The sequence below is a fragment of the Flavobacterium sp. genome (assembly GCF_043722275.1).
Taxonomy (GTDB): domain Bacteria; phylum Bacteroidota; class Bacteroidia; order Flavobacteriales; family Flavobacteriaceae; genus Flavobacterium.
This window is the reverse complement of sequence record NZ_JAYSPC010000190.1, coordinates 14,321-34,497: the sequence shown is the minus strand read 5'-3', so window position 1 is coordinate 34,497 and position 20,177 is coordinate 14,321. Positions and strand designations below refer to the sequence as shown.

At 33.2% G+C, this 20,177-nt stretch carries 16 protein-coding genes; 9 read left to right on the top strand and 7 right to left on the bottom strand.

The window, feature by feature from the left end:
• Nucleotides 1-42: 42 nt before the first annotated feature.
• Entirely contained in the window at nucleotides 43-735 is a 693-nt protein-coding gene (locus tag ACHZDT_RS22090) for a DUF4294 domain-containing protein (RefSeq protein WP_394776862.1), read from the bottom strand.
• Between the two features lie 81 nt (nucleotides 736-816).
• On the opposite strand from ACHZDT_RS22090, the gene ACHZDT_RS22085 reads away from it, so the two are divergent.
• From ACHZDT_RS22085 to ACHZDT_RS22060, 6 genes are all read left to right on the top strand, one after another.
• Nucleotides 817-1,905, top strand: coding sequence for a M42 family metallopeptidase (locus ACHZDT_RS22085; protein WP_394776861.1), 1,089 nt, complete (start codon nucleotides 817-819; stop codon nucleotides 1,903-1,905).
• Between the two features lie 63 nt (nucleotides 1,906-1,968).
• Nucleotides 1,969-2,649, top strand: a complete 681-nt coding sequence (locus tag ACHZDT_RS22080; protein WP_394776860.1) for a response regulator transcription factor — start codon at nucleotides 1,969-1,971, stop codon at nucleotides 2,647-2,649.
• Complete coding sequence (locus ACHZDT_RS22075) at nucleotides 2,646-4,007, top strand: ATP-binding protein (protein ID WP_394776859.1); 1,362 nt, start codon at nucleotides 2,646-2,648, stop codon at nucleotides 4,005-4,007. The genes ACHZDT_RS22080 and ACHZDT_RS22075 overlap by 4 nt, the downstream gene beginning before the upstream one ends.
• Before the next feature lie 83 nt (nucleotides 4,008-4,090).
• A complete protein-coding gene (locus ACHZDT_RS22070) occupies nucleotides 4,091-5,335 on the top strand; it encodes a TolC family protein (protein ID WP_394776858.1) in 1,245 nt (414 codons plus the stop codon).
• A gap of 11 nt (nucleotides 5,336-5,346) precedes the next feature.
• Complete coding sequence (locus ACHZDT_RS22065; RefSeq protein WP_394776857.1) at nucleotides 5,347-6,432, top strand: efflux RND transporter periplasmic adaptor subunit; 1,086 nt, start codon at nucleotides 5,347-5,349, stop codon at nucleotides 6,430-6,432.
• A 3-nt stretch (nucleotides 6,433-6,435) separates the two neighbouring features.
• The gene (locus tag ACHZDT_RS22060) at nucleotides 6,436-9,534 is read left to right on the top strand and encodes an efflux RND transporter permease subunit (RefSeq protein ID WP_394776856.1); all 3,099 of its coding nucleotides are present in this window, start codon (nucleotides 6,436-6,438) and stop codon (nucleotides 9,532-9,534) included.
• 860 nt (nucleotides 9,535-10,394) lie between these two features.
• On the opposite strand, the gene ACHZDT_RS22055 is transcribed toward ACHZDT_RS22060, so the two are convergent.
• Entirely contained in the window at nucleotides 10,395-10,772 is a 378-nt protein-coding gene (locus ACHZDT_RS22055) for an ankyrin repeat domain-containing protein (protein WP_394776855.1), read from the bottom strand.
• A gap of 369 nt (nucleotides 10,773-11,141) precedes the next feature.
• On the opposite strand from ACHZDT_RS22055, the gene ACHZDT_RS22050 reads away from it, so the two are divergent.
• A complete protein-coding gene (locus ACHZDT_RS22050) occupies nucleotides 11,142-11,681 on the top strand; it encodes an SRPBCC family protein (protein WP_394776854.1) in 540 nt (179 codons plus the stop codon).
• A gap of 162 nt (nucleotides 11,682-11,843) precedes the next feature.
• On the opposite strand, the gene ACHZDT_RS22045 is transcribed toward ACHZDT_RS22050, so the two are convergent.
• From ACHZDT_RS22045 to ACHZDT_RS22025, 5 genes are all read right to left on the bottom strand, one after another.
• Nucleotides 11,844-12,797, bottom strand: coding sequence for a phosphoribosylaminoimidazolesuccinocarboxamide synthase (locus ACHZDT_RS22045; RefSeq protein ID WP_394776853.1), 954 nt, complete (start codon nucleotides 12,795-12,797; stop codon nucleotides 11,844-11,846).
• 365 nt (nucleotides 12,798-13,162) lie between these two features.
• Nucleotides 13,163-15,511, bottom strand: a complete 2,349-nt coding sequence (locus ACHZDT_RS22040; protein ID WP_394776852.1) for a prolyl oligopeptidase family serine peptidase — start codon at nucleotides 15,509-15,511, stop codon at nucleotides 13,163-13,165.
• Between the two features lie 188 nt (nucleotides 15,512-15,699).
• Nucleotides 15,700-16,533, bottom strand: a complete 834-nt coding sequence (locus tag ACHZDT_RS22035; protein ID WP_394776851.1) for a Cof-type HAD-IIB family hydrolase — start codon at nucleotides 16,531-16,533, stop codon at nucleotides 15,700-15,702.
• A gap of 139 nt (nucleotides 16,534-16,672) precedes the next feature.
• Complete coding sequence (locus tag ACHZDT_RS22030; RefSeq protein ID WP_394776850.1) at nucleotides 16,673-17,035, bottom strand: DUF1801 domain-containing protein; 363 nt, start codon at nucleotides 17,033-17,035, stop codon at nucleotides 16,673-16,675.
• A 301-nt stretch (nucleotides 17,036-17,336) separates the two neighbouring features.
• On the bottom strand, nucleotides 17,337-18,287 hold the full coding sequence (locus tag ACHZDT_RS22025) for a PhoH family protein (protein ID WP_055093453.1): 951 nt from the start codon (nucleotides 18,285-18,287) through the stop codon (nucleotides 17,337-17,339).
• Nucleotides 18,288-18,613: 326 nt separating this feature from the next.
• Here ACHZDT_RS22025 and ACHZDT_RS22020 point away from each other — a divergent pair, with 326 nt between their 5' ends.
• Together ACHZDT_RS22020 and ACHZDT_RS22015 are read left to right on the top strand one after the other, a co-directional pair.
• Nucleotides 18,614-19,441 (top strand): S-adenosyl-l-methionine hydroxide adenosyltransferase family protein, encoded by an 828-nt coding sequence (locus tag ACHZDT_RS22020; protein ID WP_394776849.1) that lies wholly within the window; start codon nucleotides 18,614-18,616, stop codon nucleotides 19,439-19,441.
• 316 nt (nucleotides 19,442-19,757) lie between these two features.
• Nucleotides 19,758-20,054 (top strand): putative quinol monooxygenase, encoded by a 297-nt coding sequence (locus ACHZDT_RS22015; protein WP_394776848.1) that lies wholly within the window; start codon nucleotides 19,758-19,760, stop codon nucleotides 20,052-20,054.
• Nucleotides 20,055-20,177 lie beyond the last annotated feature (123 nt).

Sequence of the window (20,177 nt, the reverse complement as noted above, 5' to 3'; positions counted from 1 at the left end):
TAAGTTTTTTTTAATGTAAAGTTTATGATATAAAATAATATATTATCGATCCGCTTTAACCTCTTTAACCTGTTTTGCCTTAGATTCCCAGTGATTCATAAGGTCGTCATAATTTACAGGGTTTGCCGGTTTTTGATTCACTAAACGTCCGGATTCAAATCCCCTTAAAAGGATTGTTTCAATCAAATAATCTTCATTTGATTCAAAAGGTTTGTATTCGGTTTTTAAGCTAATATCAAATAAATTTGCTGTTGTATTAGACACAAAAGCTTTAAAACCGCTTTTTAAGGTTTTTATGAGTTCATAAGTTGTAATTCCAGTCTGTCGATGCACCAGTTTTACTAAAATTTGACCTTGCTTTCGGGATAGCTTTTTTAAACGCGCTTCAAATTCATTATTAAGATAATCTTCAACAATCTTAAAATATTTTTTCTTTTCACGATTCGTTTTCAAACGCGCCATTCCGCTATTTAAAGCAGTAAGTCTGTCCGCGGCTAATTTTGCATACGGATATACTTTATAAACCCTATTTTGCAGAATCAGAAATTGCTTTTGCGATTCCGGATCTAGTCTTTCCTTAGAAATAATAATCTCCGGCAACTCTATTGTATCGTTTAAAATAGAATCCTGTTCCGTCAATATATACCCCATTTGTTGGTTTTCCTTGGGCGTGACCTGAGCCTGACTTGTAAACGAAATCAGTATAAAGAATAAAATGCAGTAAGTAAATCTCATTGAATCATAATTTAAGTGTAAAATTATATATTTATATACAACTCTAATACCAAATTTATAAATTAGCAAAAAAATATTTTTATGAGCACAGAATCTATCTTAAAAGATACCTCAATTGCTTTCCTGGAAAGCTACCTAAATAACGCCTCTCCTACCGGATATGAAAGCGAAGGCCAAAAACTCTGGATGAATTATTTAAAACCATATGTTGACACTTTTATTACAGATACTTATGGAACAGCCGTGGGAGTTATTAATCCTGATGCACCATTTAAAGTCGTGATTGAAGGTCACGCCGATGAAATTTCATGGTACGTAAACTATATTACAGATGATGGTTTATTATATGTTATTAGAAACGGTGGTTCTGACCATCAAATTGCGCCATCAAAAAGAGTCCATATTCATACTAAAAAAGGAATTGTAAAAGGAGTTTTTGGATGGCCGGCGATTCACACACGTTTACGCGATAAGGAAGAATCACCAAAAATCAGCAATATTTTTATCGATTTAGGTTGCGAAACCAAAGAACAAGTACTGGAAATGGGCGTCCATGTAGGTTGTGTAATCACATATCCTGACGAATTTATGATCTTAAACGGAAATAAATTTGTTTGTCGCGCCATTGACAACAGAATGGGCGGTTTTATGATTGCCGAAGTTGCCCGTTTATTACAGGAAAACAAAAAAACACTTCCGTTTGGTTTATATATCGTCAACTCAGTTCAGGAAGAAATTGGTCTTCGCGGAGCCGAAATGATTGCACAAACCATTAAACCAAATATTGCCATTGTAACAGATGTTTGTCACGATACAACAACGCCAATGATCGATAAAAAAGTCGAAGGCGATCTTAAAATGGGTAAAGGCCCAGTAATTGCATATGCTCCCGCAGTTCAAAATAAATTACGCGATATGATTATTGATACAGCCGAAGAAAATAAAATTCCGTTTCAGCGTCATGCAACTTCCAGAGCAACAGGAACAGATACAGATGCTTTTGCGTACAGTAACGGCGGCGTAGCATCGGCATTGATATCTTTGCCTTTGCGTTATATGCATACAACTGTTGAAATGGTTCATAGAGAAGATGTTGAAAACGTAATTAAGCTTATTTATGAGTCTTTATTGAAAATTGAAAACAATGAAACGTTTTCTTATTTTAAATAAGATATATTCTAAAAATGCAAATTCGGTCATTTTTTAATACCGAATTTGCTAATAAAAATCGAAATGAAAATACTATTACTCGAAGACGATTTTACTTTATCCAAAGAAATTTCAGCATTTTTTACTTCAAAACAATTCGAGTGTTTTCCTTATTATGATGGCTCATTATTACTTAAAAAATATTTTCCGTACCAATATGATTTAATTATTCTGGACATCAATGTTCCCGGAATAAACGGAATCGATGTTTGCAAAGGAATTAGGGAAATTGATAAAAAAACGCCTATTATAATGTTAACCGCTTTTAGCGAAATAGAAGATAAACTGGCATCTTTTGATAATGGCGCAGACGATTATCTGGTAAAACCATTTCATTTTCAGGAATTATATGCCCGAATAACGTCTCTTTTACGACGAAAAGAAATTCCGCAGCAAACAGAGAAAAAAATTATAATACAGGATTTAGAAATTCTCGAAGAGGATATGAAAGTATTTCGTTCCGGCGAAGAAATCAAACTTACACCAAAAGAGTTTAAACTCATCTTAATTTTGGCTCAAGCCAAAGGAAAAGTATTATCAAAGCAATTTATAGCCGAAAAACTGTGGGATTATCATATTGAAACCAATCAGAATACGATAGAAGTTTACATTAATTTTCTAAGAAAAAAAATAGACAAAGATCACGAAACAAAACTCATCCGAACCAAAATAGGCTACGGATATTATCTAAGCGATCACGAATGACTTTAAAAAACCGAATATCATTATTAGTAAGTTTATTATTTACAATCCTTTACGGATTGGCATCTACATTGATATTCATTTTATATTCTAATTTTAGAAAAGACGAGTTTCGGGATCGGCTGGAAATCAAGGCACTTTCAAACATTAAACTTTTAGTAAATGTAAAAGAAGTTGACAATCAGCTTTTAAAAATGATCGATCAAAACTCGATTAATAAATTGTACGACGAAAAAACATTAGTTTTTGATTCTAAATACCACCTTATTTACAGCAGTATTGACGATGCAAAAATTAAATGGTCAATTGAAGATCTTAAATACTTAAAAAAGAATAAAACTTTTTTCAAGCAACAAGGAAATTACGAAGTTTATGGTGTTTTTTATGATACTAAAGACAGGGATTTTTATGCTTTAATATCAGCAACAGATAATTTCGGACAACGACGATTGCTTTTTTTAAGATATACCTTAGTAGCGTCTTATATATTTTTTACTTGTCTTTGCTGGGTTATAACCTCAATAGCCGTCAAAAAGTTAATGAATCCGTTAAATACCTTCCATCAAAAAATAAAAAATATAAACGAAAATAACCTTGATATGCGTGTCGAATCAAAAAGCAATAAAAACGAAATTGATTTAATTGCCAACGAGTTCAATTTTATGATGGACAGAATCGAAATTTCCTATCAAAAGCAAAAAGAATTTACCGCACACGCTTCTCACGAATTGCGAACTCCTTTATCCAGAATTACTTCGCAAATAGAAAATGTCATCGCCGATACTAAAACAAGTGATGAAAAAAGAAGTTTTCTAACCAATATTTTATCTGATGTAAATCAATTGACCGAATTAATCAATTCACTTTTGATTTTATCTAAAATTGACAATAAAAATCATGAAAACAATGAAATCCATCGTATGGATGAAATACTGTTCTCGGCAATAGAAAACTTAAATAAAAGCTTTCCTGAATTTCTTATTTTATTCGAAATCGAAGAAAGTGAAAATTTAGATACCGCATTAGAAATAAAAGGAAACAAGAATTTATTAGAAATTGCAATAAGCAACGTTCTTAAAAATGCCTGCGTTTACTCAGACAACAAACAAGCAAAAGTCATTATAAGTACTCAGGAAGATTCTCTGATTATCTCAATTTCAAATACGGGCGACACATTAAATAAAGAGGAACAAAAAATTCTTTTTGAGCCCTTTATGCGAGGTCAAAATTCTAAAGGAACTTCAGGTTTTGGACTGGGTTTACGCATCGTTCAACGCATTTTGACTCTTCATAATGCAACCATAACTTACAGTGTTCCAAAAATTAACACGAATTTATTTCACTTATTTTTCCATTTGTAACTTTTTTTAAGGTATTTTTAAGGTAGATTTTAAGGCATCTTAAAGTCTGGTGATAGCATATTTGTATAATTAAAAATGATACAATGAGAAAACTATGTGCATGCCTACTTGTACTTTTCGGTCCGGTAGTTTTGGCTCAAAACACAATTACCCTTCAAGACTGTGAAAGCCAATTTCTTAAAAATAATCTCTTTTTATTAGCATCGCAATACAACATCGATGCATCTAAGGCACTTACAATTCAGTCCGGAATTTGGGATAATCCCACAATTACGGCAGAATTAAATGCTTATAATCCAGAAAGAAACCAATATTTTGATATTGCAAAACAAGGACAAAAAGTATTTGGTATCGAGCAATTAATTTATTTAGGCGGAAAAAAACGCAACGAAATAAAACTGGCTCAAACCAATGAAAAATTAGCCGAATTACAATTCAATGATTTGCTGAGAACGCTAAAACTACAACTCCGAAAGAGTTTTTTCACCGTTTATTACAATACAAAAAGTCTTGAAACCACAGATAATCAACTGGCTCATATCGAAGATTTGATCAACTCATATTCTGTACAGGTACAAAAAGGCAATATTCCGTTAAGAGATCTTGTTCGTTTACAATCGTTGTATCTCAATTTTAAAAACGAGCGTATGGAAGTTGTAAATGACAATATTGAAGAACAAGCCAACTTAAAATTGTTATTAAATTCTGCCGAAAATGTAGTTCCGGAAGTTACTAAGGAAGATTTTAATAAATATACCAAAACAATTCCGTTTGATCTAAAAGCATTTCAGGACGATGCAATTGCCAATCGCCCGGATTATTTAATCAAACAAAAAGATATTGAAGCCAACGAAATAAACATAAAATGGCAAAAATCACTTTCTATTCCAGATATTACTGTTGGAGCAAATTACGATCAGCGAAGCGGAGCTTTTAATAAAGAAGCTAATTTGATACTTGGAATTCCGTTACCGCTTTGGAACAAAAACAAAGGAAATATTAAATACGCACAAACAATTTTAGAACAGTCAAAAGTTGAAAAACAAAATTTTGACTTGCAATTACAAACCGAAATAACATCGGCATGGAACAAATGGGATGAATCCCGCAAAAACTATGTTGTAATAAAACCTACTGTAAATTCAGACTTTGAAGCCGTTTACAACGGAATCCTGACCAACTTTCAAAAACGAAATATTAGTTTATTAGAATTTACTGATTTTATGGAAAGTTACAATCAGGCTTCGATTCAGATAAATGAATTAAAGAAAAAAGTAGTGCTTTCAGGCGAAGAATTAAATAGTACCATCAACAAAGACTTATTCTAAAACGAAACAAAATGAAATATAAATTAATCATAGCAATTGCACTTGTGAGCTTAACAATTGCAAGCTGCAAAAAAGAAGTTGAAAATCCTGACACCAATACATCATTTGCTTTAAGCGATTCAATGCTTAAAACTACTACAACAGAACCAGCGAAAACACAACCCGTAAAAAATGTATTGAGTTTTTACGGAAAAATTACCGCCGATAACAATAAAATGATCGACGTTTATCCGCTTGTTGGAGGAAATGTAGTAAAGGTAAACGTAGAACTGGGAGATTATGTTCGCAAAGGACAAGTTCTTGCCACCATAAAAAGTACTGATATTGCCGATTTTGAAAAACAATCCATCGATGCCAAAAATGATTTATTAGTAGCAAAAAACCACATGAAAGTTGCTCAGGAATTATTTGACGGAAAATTGAATTCTGAAAGTGATGTACTTCAGGCAAAATCCGAAGTCAATAAAGCACAATCGCAATTGAGCAAAGTTCAGGAAACCTATAAAATTTACAACATTAAAGCAGGTTCAATTTATGAAGTTACGGCACCAATAAGTGGTTTTATCATTCAAAAAAGTATCAATCAGGATATGCTTTTAAGAAACGACCGATCTGAAAATATCTTTGATATTGCTGAGATCAGCGAAGTCTGGGCATTGGCAAACATAAATGAAATTGATATTAATAAAGTAAAACTGGGAATTGACGCAGATGTAACCACATTGAGTTATCCCGATAAAATTTTTAAAGGAAAAGTCGATAAAATCTTCAACGTAATCGATCCGGAAACTAAAGCCATGCAAGCGCGTATAAAATTGCAGAATCCCGGATATATGCTAAAACCGGATATGAACGCTAATATTAAACTGTCATTTAGTGAAGGTGAATCTATGATAGCCGTACCTAGTAAATCAATTGTTTTTGACAAAAGTAAAAATTTTGTAATGGTATTTAAAGACCGTAACAATATAGAAACCAGACAAGTTGAAGTTTACAGAGTTGTGGGAGAAACTACTTATATCTCAAGTGGTTTAAAAGAAAATGAGAAAGTTATTGCCAATAATCAGTTATTTATTTATCGCGCTTTAAACGAATAAGACATGAACAAATTTATAAGAAATATTATTGCTTTTTCACTTAAGAACAAAGCATTTACCTTTTTTTGGGTAGGATTATTGGCGGTTGCCGGCTTTATTTCTTTCAAGAATATGCCAATTGATGCTTTTCCTGATGTAACAAATACGCAGATTATTATCATTACACAATGGAACGGAAAAAGTGCCGAAGAAGTAGAACGTTTCGTGACTTCACCAATCGAAATCTCCATGAACTCGGTACAAAAAAAGACCAGCGTTCGCAGTATAACCATGTTTGGTTTATCTGTAATTAAAATTATTTTTGATGATGGAGTCGACGATCAGTTTGCGCGTTTGCAGGTAAATAATTTATTAAAAAATGTTTCACTTCCTGATGATGTAGAGCCGGATGTTCAGCCACCTTATGGACCTACGGGTGAAATTTTCAGATACATTGTAAAAAGTAACAGCAGAGATAGCAGGGAATTATTAACCTATCAAAACTGGGTAATTGACAAACAATTGCGTTCAGTTCCGGGTGTTGCCGATTTGAATGTTTTTGGCGGACAAACTAAAACCTATGAAGTTGGAGTTGATCCTATAAAATTAGCCAAATACAACATTACGCCGCTTCAGGTTTTTAATGCCGTTAACGGAGGAAATCTAAATGTTGGTGGTGATATTATCGAAAAAAACGGACAAGCTTTTGTAGTTCGCGGAGTTGGACTTCTAAAATCGATTCAGGATATTGAAAATATTATCGTCGATGATGCAAACGGAAACCCGATTCTTGTCAAAAACCTCGCGACAGTTTACGAAAGTGCAATGCCAAGAGTTGGACAAACCGGATTAGGCAAAAATGATGATGCCGTTGAAGGAATTGTTGTAATGCGTAAAGGAGAAAATCCGCAGGAAACATTAGCTTTAATCAAAGCAAAAATCAAAGATTTGAACGATAATGTACTTCCTAAAGACATTAAAATTGAAACCTTTTATGACCGTGATAATTTAATGAATTTCACGACCGAAACCGTAATACACAATTTATTCGAAGGAATAATTCTCGTTACCTGCGTCGTATTCCTTTTCATGGCCGACTGGAGAACTACTTTTACCGTTTCAATTGTGATTCCGTTATCCTTATTATTTGCTTTTTTATGCCTGAAAATGATGGGAATGAGCGCCAACTTACTGAGTTTAGGCGCAGTCGATTTCGGGATTATCATCGACGGTGCCGTCGTTATGGTCGAAGGATTATTTGTGGTATTAGATCACAGGGCGCATCAATTAGGAATGACAGCTTATAACAAAATTGCAAAAGGAAGCTTAATTAAAAAAACCGGAGCAGAAATGGGGAAAGCCATCTTCTTTTCTAAATTAATCATTATCACAGCATTATTACCCATATTTTCATTCCAGAAAGTCGAAGGAAAAATGTTCTCTCCCCTAGCCTACACATTAGGTTTTGCCTTAATGGGAGCATTACTTTTTACCTTGACATTAGTTCCGGTTTTATCACATATACTTTTAAATAAAAATGTAAAAGAAAAAAATAATCCGTTTGTAAATTTCTGGGATCGAACTGTGAGTAAAAGTTTCGCCTGGACATTCAAACATAAAGTTCAAACCCTTATTGGTTCAATGGTGCTTTTAGTTGTGGTTTTCTTTTCCGCAACATTTTTAGGAACAGAATTTTTACCTCAGTTAAATGAAGGCGCTTTATGGGTAACTGCCGAATTACCAATGAGTAGTTCTTTACCCGAAAGCGTAAAAACCGCCTCAATAATCCGTAAAGATTTAGAAAGTTTTCCCGAAGTCAAAAATGTTTTATCGCAAACCGGACGAAGCAATGACGGAACCGACCCAAATGGTTTTGGTTTTATCCAGCTTCAGGTAGATTTAAAACCAAAATCAGAATGGACGCGAAAAATCAGCATGGACGATTTGATTAACGAAATGGATCAAAAACTAAAAGTGCATCAGGGAATCACCTATAATTATTCACAGCCCGTTATTGATAACGTAGCCGAATCTGTTGCAGGTTTCAAAGCATCAAACGCTGTAAAAATTTATGGAGATGATCTTGATAAATTAGATGAATTATCGAATGAAGTTCTGGCTCAGATAAAAAACATTCCAGGAATAAAAGATGCCGGAATTCTGCGAAATGTTGGTCAGCCGGAAATCAGCGTTGTTCTTGATCGCGATAAAATGGCAGCTTATGGCGTAACATTAAGTGATGCTCAGGCAGTTTTAGAACTTGCTTTTGGAGGAAAAACAGCCACTCAAAAGTATGAAGACGACAAGAAATTTGATGTCAGAGTTCGTTTTTCACAAGAATACAGAAAAGATGAAAATGATATCGCCGAACTTAAAGTACCAACAATCAGCGGAATCAAAATTCCATTAAAAGAAATTTCTGACTTAAAAACAATTACTGGTCCCGCTTTTATTTACAGAGATAATACAAAACGTTTTATTGGCGTAAAATTCTCTGTTCGTGATCGCGATTTAGGAAGTACAATTGCCGAAGCTCAGGCAAAAGTTGCCAAAATGAAACTTCCGGCAGGATATACCGTAGGATGGACAGGAGAATTTGAAAATCAGGTTCGTGCCAGCGCGCGTTTGGCTCAGGTAGTTCCAATAAGTTTAATTGGGATATTTGTATTGCTGTTCATTTTATTCGGAAACATTAAAGATTCATTATTGGTTTTAGCCAATGTTCCTTTTGCCATTATCGGCGGAATCATCGCATTGCATCTTACCAGAATGAACTTCGGAATCTCGGCAGGTGTTGGATTTATTGCCTTACTCGGAATTTGCATTCAAAACGGAGTAATCCTGATATCCGAATTCCATCATAATCTAAAAGCAAAATTCACCCTCGAAGAATCCATTTTTATGGGAGTAAAAGCAAGAACAAGAGCCGTAGTAATGACCGCACTTATGGCATCGATAGGTTTAATGCCCGCAGCAATTTCCACCGGAATTGGTTCAGAATCGCAAAAACCATTAGCAATCGTAATTATTGGAGGTTTAATTACTGCAACTGTTTTAACCCTGTTGGTTTTTCCAATTATATTCTGGGTATTCAACCGTAAAAAACACGTTCCTATCGAATAAAACATTGAAGACTAATTAATTGGTTAAATTAATTTGATTAGGTTTGACGAAAGCATCATTATTTTAATGGTGCTTTTTTTATTTTGGTTAATATGTATTCTGTTTTTGTAAGCACACAATCTTGTCATCCCGATTTCTATGATAAAACCAATTTTTTTCAGGAGCCAATCCCGCTCCCGAAGCCTCGGGACGTTTCAATCTTTTGTGGCTCCCGAAGCCTCGGGACCGCCACAAAAGGATTTTCACTTCTATCGGGGCTAGGACAATCATTTTCATAACACTATTTTCGTATAGTTTGTCATCCTGAGCGAAGTCGAAGGACACGAGTGATAGCGAACTGGCGAAGCAATCTCCGCGAGTAACTCCGAAAAGTTTGTCATTTCGACGCAAGGAGAAATCACATCCAGTATTCGACAAAGATTGACATATTAGGAACGGAGTTTCTTGTGTGATTTCTCTTTGCGTCGAAATGAAAAAAATAGGAGCTATTCCCGCTGTCCTTCCAATCTTTTACTTTTTGAAAAAAAGTAAAAGGATTTTCCCTCCCATCTGGCAATGTCATTAAGTTAAGGGGAAATCTATAAAATTACTTAACAGTTTAATCAAGAGAGTAATTAGACAAATCCGTTTTTATCAGCGTTTTCGCGTTAGCGAATCAGTAAAATCAGCGTCTAATTTTGACGCGGATAAAACAGATTTACTTCGTAAAAACGCGAATAAAAACGGATTTGATTTGCAATAATTTTATTTTTTAAAAGCTTAACTTAATGATATTGCCCATCGGGGCTAAATAAAATAAAAAACGACCTTCTGCTCAAGAAGGTCGTTTTTTATACTAACTTAAAACTGTATTTAAACTATTATTTTTTTGACAAAATAGCAATAGCTTCTTTTGCGTTTGATAATTGTGCAAATTTCAATGCCGTGAAACCTTTTTCATTTTTAGCAGATGCATTTGCACCATTTGCTAATAAAAGGTTTATTATCTCTACCTTATTATAACGTGCTGCGATCATTAACGGTGATAAATCTTCAGATATCTCGTTAACATCTGCGCCATATTCTATAAGTTTTTTAACAAAATCAAGATCTCCTTTACTAACAGCCACATTTAGTGGTGTAGAAAAACTGTTTACGATTTCCATTTGTGGTTGTACAAATGATGTTTGATTTGAAGCCATTGAAACATTTGCAAATGCTACTAAAGCTACTCCTAAATAAATAATTGAATTTTTCATAATGATTGATTGTTTTAATTGTTGATTTGATTAATGATGATTTTTAAATTCTTTGTAAATGTAATTCTATTCGATGTATTATGTATAACAAAGTACTATGTTTTAACTAATTCTTAACATTTTCTTAATAAATGCCCCTGAAACTTAAAATTTATGTTATCTCACTTAATGCTTCTGTACAATAGACGCTATAAAACCAAAATTGTTACACTAAAATGAAAATTAATATAAAAAATCATCAAAAAATTTTAAATTCGATAATTCAAAACTTTTCTTCTTTAACTTTACTACACATAATAAGCCTAATAATTAACATATTACAACAACCACAAAAACAAAAATATTTAATAACCTTAAAACAAAAAAATTATGGGAATCCTTAAAAAAATACTCATCGTCCTCATTTTAATTATTGCACTTCTGCTCACGGCCGCTTTTTTTATGCCAAAAAGTTACGCTGTTGAAAGAGAAATTATGATTAACAAACCCATCGATCATGTTTTTAATTATGTGAAGTATCTAAAAAATCAAAACGAATTTAGCGTTTGGGCTAATATTGATCCCAAAATGAAATCTACTTATTCAGGAATTGACGGAACGGTAGGATCAAAATCAGCCTGGGAAAGTGATGTGAAAGAAGTTGGCGTTGGCGAACAGGAAATCACAAAAATAACAGAAGGGGAACGAATAGATTTCGCATTGCGCTTTAAAAAACCAATGGAAGATACAGCCGTAGGTTTCATGTCAACTGAAAATGCACCAGGAAACAAAACTAAAGTAAAATGGGGAATCAATGGCGTTATACCTTATCCAATGAATATTATGTTGCCTATGATGAAAATGGATAAAATGATTGGAAACGATCTGCAAAAAGGTCTGGAGAATTTAAAAACTACAATGGAAGATTAGTTTCTTTGAGTTTTAGTCACAGTCTTATGTGGCAGTTTTCAGTTTAAAAACATTACCTAAAAGTAATTTCGTTGAACATAAGTTAAATGAAAATGCCTTACTATTTATGATAGTAAGGCATTTTTTAATTGTAATAAGGAATAGTTTAATACTTGGAAACTATTATTTATCTAAAAGATATTCTTTTACATTTTTATCAATGCGCTGATCGATATTAGCGATATCAGCTTTCACAAATTTCTCTCCCAAGATATTCTCGTATAATTCAATATATCTTTCAGAAACAGATTCAATATAAGCATCAGTCATTTCTGGAATTTGTTGGCCGTCCTGCCCTTGAAAACCATTTTCAATCAACCAGCGACGTACAAATTCTTTAGACAATTGTTTTTGTTCTTCCCCTTTATCCTGTCTTTCCTGATATCCGTCAGCGTAGAAATAACGAGAAGAATCCGGTGTATGAATTTCATCAATTAAAACAATAACACCATCTTTAGTTTTCCCAAATTCATATTTAGTATCCACTAAAATTAAACCGCGATCAGCAGCAATTTCAGTTCCTCTTTGAAATAAATCGTGAGTATATTTTTCTAAAACGATATAATCTTCTTCGGTAACAATTGCTTTTGCTAAAATATCTTCACGAGAAATATCCTCGTCATGAGAACCATTATCAGCTTTTGTGGTTGGAGTAATAATTGGCTCAGGAAACTTATCATTTTCCTTTAAACCTTCAGTCATTGTTACACCACAAATTTGTCTTCTTCCGGCAGCATATTCACGAGCAGCATGTCCTGAAAGATAACCACGAATAACCATTTCTACCTTAAAAGGATCACATAAATGACCCACAGCAACGTTTGGATCCGGAGTTGCAATCAACCAGTTTGGTACAATATCTTCCGTCAATTCCATGAATCTTGTTGCAATCTGATTTAAAATTTGCCCTTTATACGGAATACCTTTTGGTAAAACCACATCAAAAGCCGAAAGTCTGTCTGTTGCCACCATTACCAAAAGATCGTCGTTGATGTTATAAACCTCCCTAACTTTTCCGCGGTAAACTGATTTCTGATCTGGAAAATTAAAATTTGTAGTTGTGATTGTATTGCTCATTATTGTTTGTTGTGTTGTTTTTTATGAATGCAAATTTAAAACTAATTAAAAGAGCAAGCAAGAAAGTTTTTTAGTTTTCAGTCTCGGTTTTCAGTCTCAGTTTTCTCAAAAGTTTATATTTAAAATTGGTTTACGCATTTTTGTCAATTCCGAGGAACGAGGAATCTTCGCAAGTAGCTCGACAATTTAGGAAAAATGCTTTGCGTTAGTTTCTTGCGGAAATTCCTCGTTCCTCGGAATGACAATGATTGTGGCTATTCTGTGTGATATATCTTTTTAATCTTTGTCACAATTTTGCTATAAAATTCCTTACATTATTGGTTTAAGTTTTTAACAGCTGTAAACTGAAAACTGCGACTGCAAACTTATTTCTTAAGAAGAGTAGCATTAAATAAATTCAAAATTCTGCTGTATTCATCAATCCATGAATATGTTTCTTTAAATCCATGTGATTCAACAGGGAACGAAGCCAGGCTCCAATTCTTTTTCTGTAATTCTATAAAACGCTGTGATAAACGTACAATGTCCTTATATCCAACATTATCATCCACCATTCCGTGTAACATTACAAGGTTTCCTTTTAAATTATCTGCATAATAAATAGGAGAACTTTTTTTGTAAGCTTCAGGATCAGTTTCAGGGAAATTCAGGATATTTCCTGTATATCCGTGATTATAATGCGCCCAATCAGTAACAGAACGCAAAGCAGCGCCCGAAGCGAATTCACCAGGAGTTGTCAACATTCCCATTAAAGTAATAAATCCACCGTAAGAACCACCGTAAATCCCTACTCTATTCGCGTCGATTCCGTATTTTTCAACCAGAACTTTCTTTCCATCAAGGTGATCAGATAAATCTTTTCCACCCATAAAACGGTAAATTCCAGTTCTAAAATCACGTCCGTAACCATCACTTCCTCTATAATCAATGTCCAAAACAGTATAACCCAAATCAGTCAACAAATTATGAAACATATATTCTCTATAATAAGTACTCCAATAATTGTGTGCATTTTGTAAATATCCTGCACCGTGAACAAAAATCACAGCCGCTTTATTTGCAGTTTCCGCATTTGGAGTGTACAATCTCGCATTTATTGGCGTTCCGTCTTCCGCTTTAAACGTAATAACTTCAGGTTCTCTCCATTTGTAGTTTTTAAAACTTGCAGTTGTTGAAGAAGAAATTTGCTGTAAAGTTGTGTTCTTTTTATTGTCGGCAATATAAAAATCCCAAGGAATATTTTTATATGAATAACGAACCAAAAGTGATTTTTCATCAGGAGAAACTACAACTTCATGCGCACCATCTTTAGTTAAAATTGGTTCTAAAGCTCCGCCAACAGCAGCAAGTTTATAGAAATTTCTATTTCCGGGATGTGTAGTATTTGTTGTTAAGTAAAATGTTTTTTTATCTTTAGATAACTGCACATCGCGAACTTCCCAATTTCCTTTTGTCAATTGCGTTTTAGTACCTGATTTTAAATTATAAGTATACAAATGCGAATATCCTGTAGCTTCAGACTGGAAATAAATCGTTTCGTTATCTGCTAAAAAACCGAGAGTTCCTGAATCAAAAGAATATGACGGAATTCCGGGACCGGCAATCCAAGCATCATCATGTTGATGTTCGATTTCCTTAAAAGTTCCGTTTTCAGGATTTAAACTCACCAACCATCTGTCTTTATTGTCCTGACTTCTGATTTCAACAATACCAAAAGTTCCATCTTCATTATAAACCGGAGGCTGCGCCATAATTAGTTTATCTTCTTTGGGTTTGCTTTTTAGATTATCATAATTTTCATAGTACTTTGGAGCATCCTGAATATGACTTAAAGTCGAAAAATTCACAAAGTAAACAGTATCTTTTGCAACAGAATAAATTCCGAATTTTGTTTTTACCAAGTTTGCCGTAGATACTTTTTCCTTAGTATCCGGAGTTTGATTATAACCATCATCTGTTATAATAACTTCCATTTTTTCCTTTTTATCATCAGATTGTTCGATGAGACTAAATGTTGCAAAATTTCCGTTCGGGTTTGCTTTTAGATTAAAGAAATTGTCTTTTCCATAAAAATATTCTTTTGCAAAATCAGATTTAACCGCTTTGTTTTTAGCAACATTCCATTGTTTTTTAGCTTCTTTATCTCTAATAAATAGGAACAATTCTTTTTGTTGTGTTTTTAAGAAAGACTCTTTTTCAGGAGTTTTTTCCTTTTTAGTTCCTTTAGAAAAATTAGTTATTTGTAAAACAGTTCCTTCTTTAGCATTGTATTTAAAAAGATTATCATTTTGTTCAAAAAATAATATTCCGGTTGCTGTACCTAATTCCAGATTTGAAACCGGAGCACTTTGCTGAATGATTTTCTTAACTGCTTTTGTGCTAATTGTATAGGAATATAAACCTCCTTTATCTGTGTAATAAACAAGATCAGAATTTGGTTTTCTTTTAAAATCAAGTTTTGAGAAAACAGCTTCTTTTGGTTCTACCAAAACTGGCTTTGCTGCTCCTTTTTGCCAGGAATATGTATTTTGACCTAAATCATCTGTCGGATTCCATTCAAAATAAACTTTTTTACCATCTAAAGACCAGCGTCCGTTTGTTGGTTGATTTCCAATAAAAGATTCGCCTTTCATTATTTCTTCTAATTTCAAAGTCTGGCTTTTGCCTGATATTGAAAAAATTAGAAAGGCAAGAATAAAAATGTTTTTTGTCATGGTAGTAGTTTTTTGAGAAAACAAAAATACACTTTGAAAATTATTAAAAAAATGTTTTTGTCATTAGCTTACGAAATTCTTTGCGTATTATTCATTTAACAGAAAAAATCCCTGAAGAATTATCTTCAGGGACCTGATTTTTATCAAAACTCTAAAATTTGAATTTCAGACTTTCAACTATTTAAAATTTAGCTTGCAGCGAATTCTTTATTTAGAATACTTGATGCAATATATTTTGCAACACCATCTTCGGCATTTGTTTTAATTACTTCTAAGTCAGGTAAAGTTTCCTTTAATAAAGCCGGAGCATTTCCCATAATCAAACCTTTTCCTGACGCAGATAACATTTGGACATCATTAAATCCGTCGCCAAATGAAACCGCCTGATCTAAAGTGTAACCTAATTTTTCAAGTACCATCTCGATTGCAACTGCTTTATCGATAGACTTATCCATAAATTCTAAACAAGTTGGCAAACTAAAAGCATGATGTAAATGCTCTGAAGAATTGGCTAAAATATCATCTTTTAATTTTACTAATTTCTCATGATTATCACATGAAAAGAATATTTTTATTGCGCCAAAATCTTCCAGCGTTTTATAATCAACCAATTCTGGATGATATTCTAATTTGGCTTGAAAAGCATTCAGTTTTTCGCTTAATTTATTCGTTTGCCAAACATTTTCCTTGAATAAGACAACTGTAATTTCAGGATCTATTTCAACATTTAATGCCGCTTTTACAACGTCACTATTTAAGTTGAAGGCAAAAAGTTCTTTTTTCTCAGGCGAATGAATTCTCGCACCGTTTGAACTTACAAGATAAACCGGAACTTCAAGCGTTTCTATAATCGCCATAGCATCAAGATGATGACGTCCTGTAGCAACGAGAATAAGATAATCCTGATTGTGAAGTTCCTGAAAAATTGATTTGGTATAATCTGATATTCTGTGTTGTGGGTTGAGTAAAGTTCCGTCTAAATCGCTAACGACAACTTTTATATTTTTAAGATTTGAATTCATATTAAAGATCAAGTATTTATGATGTGCAAATTTACGGTTTTAAGCCTAAAAGAACAAAGATTGCAAGCGTTAAAAGCCCAAAATAAAGCAAGTTTATTATTTATTTAACTATTTAATTAAATACCGCTTTTTAAATAATTTAAACTTTGATAATTCCCGATTTATATAAATTTAAAGCTTTCTGCAAGACTTTTTCAATTTGTTCCATAGGCAAATCTTTATCAGAATCCAACATCATAATTTTCATTCTCGAACGATTTTCCTGAATCAAAAAAGCTTCTTCAAAATATTTCCCTTCCACAATTCCGATATAAGGCTGTTGGAGTTTTTTATGAATCCATAAATAACAGAACATTTTTCCTTTGTAGCAAAAAAATGGCATTCCGTATTTAAGGACGTTTGTAATGCCTTTGTCTTGTTTAAGAATAATTTCTTTTAACGCAAGCAAAGTCCCTTTTATAGGTTCTTGTTGGTTTAGGTAGAAATCATCTAATTGTTTCATTTTCTTATTATTTCTAAATTCAAATACTTACTTGTCTTTACTTGCGGGAGCTTCGACTCCGCTCAGCCTGACAAACTGCATTTTAAAAGGGATTAAAAAAAATATTCGTTTTATACATTTCCATAAAGAACATATATAAAACGAATATCACTTTCTTTTTTGCCACTGATTAAAAGATTAAAATGATTTTAAAATCTTGTTGTCTGCCACGAATTCACTAATTAATTTGTGGTAAAAAATCTGTGTAAATCATTTTAATCGGCAAAATTCATTTCACATTTTATCAAAATCATTTCATAACTTAATCGTGATTTTCTATTTGTTTATAAGCGTCAATCACCTTTTTCACCAATCTGTGACGAACGATATCCTTATCATCAAGATAAATAATTCCAATTCCGTCAACGTCTTTCAAGACTAAAATAGCTTCTTTCAGACCAGAAATAGTTCTGCGTGGTAAATCGACCTGTCCAGGATCACCCGTAATCATGAATTTGGCATTTTTCCCCATACGGGTCAAAAACATTTTCATTTGCGAATGCGTTGTATTTTGCGCTTCATCCAGAATTACAAAGGCATTATCAAGCGTACGACCACGCATAAATGCCAATGGCGCAATTTGTATGATTCCTTTTAAAATGTAATCTTCGAGCTTTTCGTTGGGCAGCATATCGCGCAAAGCATCATAAAGAGGCTGCATATAAGGATCCAGTTTTTCTTTCATATCGCCGGGTAAAAAACCAAGATTTTCTCCTGCTTCTACCGCTGGTCGCGTTAGTATAATCCTTTTTACTTCTTTGTCTTTAAGTGCTTTAACGGCCATTGCAACACCCGTGTACGTTTTTCCTGTTCCAGCGGGACCTACAGCAAATACCATATCATTTTTCTTGATGGTATCTACTAGTAGTTGCTGGTTAGGCGTCATGGCTTTAATTAATTTACCGCCAACTCCATGAACTAATATTTTGTCATGATCGTATGATTTTTTTTCATCCTGACCATCACTCATAATTACACGTTCAATCACATTATCGTCAATGTTGTTATATCGGGTAAAATGAAGCATAAGCCTCTGAAATCTTTTTTCGAATTCATCTAAAACTTCTTTTTCGCCAAATGCTTTCAAAGTGGTACCTCTCGCTACGATTTTAAGCTTTGGGTAATACTTTTTAATTATTTCAAGATGAGTGTCTTGAGCGCCCCAAAAGTCTTTTGGAGCGATGTCTATGAGCTCGATAATTCTTTCGTTCAAATGAGATAGTTTTAAATTAAAAATAAATCAGTTTATAATTAGTGGTTGTCGGGTATTATTTAGTTTACAGTTTACGATCGCAGTTCTCAGTCGCAGTCTAAATTTACAATTCTAAAACTGAAAACGGAGACTATTTCACCTTTTTTTATCGAATAAAATCGCTTTTGTTAAAACACTGAAAACTGAAACTGGAAACTGAGACTACTATATATTTATTGTAAATTGTCTTTGCTTTCTTTCATTTTGCATTTACTATTATTAGCTTTGCATTTCTCAAATTTAATGAAAATTAGATTTAAATACTACCAATAGTTATAAACAAAATTATGTCAATAATTACCCTTACTACCGATTACGGCTTAAAAGACCACTTTGTTGGTTCGCTTAAGGGTAAAATTTTATCTGAGTATTCAGAAGCTACAATTGTTGACATTTCGCACGACGTCGATCCATTTAACACTGCCGAAGCAAGTTACATTCTTGGCGCCTCCTATTTAAGCTTTCCAAAAGGAACTGTTCACCTTATTGGCGTTGATATAGAACGCAATAAAGAGAATCAGCATATTGCAATGGAATGGAACGATCACTACTTTATATGTGCTGATAATGGTATTTTGAGCATGCTTACGCAGAAAATTGTTCCGCAAAAAATTGTTGCCATAAACATACATGATCGATTTGCGAGTGAATCTTCTGATTTAGATATTTTTATCCAAGTTGCCTGTCACATTGCAAAAGGCGGTTTATTGAATGTTATTGGTAAAGAAATTACAGCAATCAAAGAAATTACCGAGTTGCAACCTGTGATTTCAAATGATGGAAATTCACTTAAAGGATACGTAATTTATATTGATCATTTCGGAAATATCGTAACAAACATTTCTAAACAGCAATTTTTAGAAGTCGCAAAAGGTCGTCCGTATGAAATTGTGATGAAACCCAAAAGTATCAAAACTATTTTGCCTAATTATTCCGCAATTGCAACTTCTGATAAATATCCAATTAAAACGTATGAAGGAGAAAAACTGGCTATTTTTAATGAAGCCGGATTTCTTGAAATCGCGATTTTCAGAAGTAATCCTTCAAAAGTTGGTTCTGCAAATAGTTTATTGGGATTGAATTATCGCGATGTTATTACGATTCAATTTTCGTAAAATTTTAGATTTTAGATTGAAATGGCACACAGATTTAACTGATTTAGCAGATATACACAGATTTTTTTGTTGTTTTGTCATTTCGACCGAAGGGAGAAATCACACTCGTAGCTCGACAAAGATTGGTGACATTCGTTACGGAGTTTCTCGTGTGATCTCTCCTATGTCGAGATGACAATATTGTGGTAAAAACTATACTTTTAGATTATTTTATTTTTTCTTAAAAAGAACAATCAATTTTGGTATTTTTGCGCACCTGAAATGCTTTTAGAATTCAACATTCTAAAATCTGCAATCTAAAATCTAAAATTAAAATATGTTTGTTAGAATAGTAAAAATGAGTTTTCACGAAGAAAAAATTCCGGATTTTCTGGAAAATTTTGAAACCGTGAAAGACAAAATACGAAATGCAGAAGGAAATCGTTTTTTAGAATTGTATCAGGATAAAAATGACAAATGCATCTTTTTTACTTACAGTTATTGGGAAACCGAAGAGGATTTGGAGAATTACAGACAATCTGAACTTTTTAATACCGTTTGGAGTTTTACAAAAAAGCTTTTTAATGCAAAACCGGAAGCTTGGAGTGTGGAGAAGTTAGTTAGTTTGAATTAATTTGTTTCAAGTTTCAGGTTTCAAGTTGTATGCTGAATCTGAAAATTGACACGAAATTAACCGCAAAGAACGCAAAGAATATATTTAAAAGGTTTTAGAAAACACAAAGTTCGTAAAGCTGTG

Coding starts and splice junctions, on each gene's coding strand:
- ACHZDT_RS22090 (WP_394776862.1), bottom strand. CDS start 735: ATGAGATTTACTTACTGCATTTTATTCTTTATACTGATTTCGTTTACA.
- ACHZDT_RS22085 (WP_394776861.1), top strand. CDS start 817: ATGAGCACAGAATCTATCTTAAAAGATACCTCAATTGCTTTCCTGGAA.
- ACHZDT_RS22080 (WP_394776860.1), top strand. CDS start 1,969: ATGAAAATACTATTACTCGAAGACGATTTTACTTTATCCAAAGAAATT.
- ACHZDT_RS22075 (WP_394776859.1), top strand. CDS start 2,646: ATGACTTTAAAAAACCGAATATCATTATTAGTAAGTTTATTATTTACA.
- ACHZDT_RS22070 (WP_394776858.1), top strand. CDS start 4,091: ATGAGAAAACTATGTGCATGCCTACTTGTACTTTTCGGTCCGGTAGTT.
- ACHZDT_RS22065 (WP_394776857.1), top strand. CDS start 5,347: ATGAAATATAAATTAATCATAGCAATTGCACTTGTGAGCTTAACAATT.
- ACHZDT_RS22060 (WP_394776856.1), top strand. CDS start 6,436: ATGAACAAATTTATAAGAAATATTATTGCTTTTTCACTTAAGAACAAA.
- ACHZDT_RS22055 (WP_394776855.1), bottom strand. CDS start 10,772: ATGAAAAATTCAATTATTTATTTAGGAGTAGCTTTAGTAGCATTTGCA.
- ACHZDT_RS22050 (WP_394776854.1), top strand. CDS start 11,142: ATGGGAATCCTTAAAAAAATACTCATCGTCCTCATTTTAATTATTGCA.
- ACHZDT_RS22045 (WP_394776853.1), bottom strand. CDS start 12,797: ATGAGCAATACAATCACAACTACAAATTTTAATTTTCCAGATCAGAAA.
- ACHZDT_RS22040 (WP_394776852.1), bottom strand. CDS start 15,511: ATGACAAAAAACATTTTTATTCTTGCCTTTCTAATTTTTTCAATATCA.
- ACHZDT_RS22035 (WP_394776851.1), bottom strand. CDS start 16,533: ATGAATTCAAATCTTAAAAATATAAAAGTTGTCGTTAGCGATTTAGAC.
- ACHZDT_RS22030 (WP_394776850.1), bottom strand. CDS start 17,035: ATGAAACAATTAGATGATTTCTACCTAAACCAACAAGAACCTATAAAA.
- ACHZDT_RS22020 (WP_394776849.1), top strand. CDS start 18,614: ATGTCAATAATTACCCTTACTACCGATTACGGCTTAAAAGACCACTTT.
- ACHZDT_RS22015 (WP_394776848.1), top strand. CDS start 19,758: ATGTTTGTTAGAATAGTAAAAATGAGTTTTCACGAAGAAAAAATTCCG.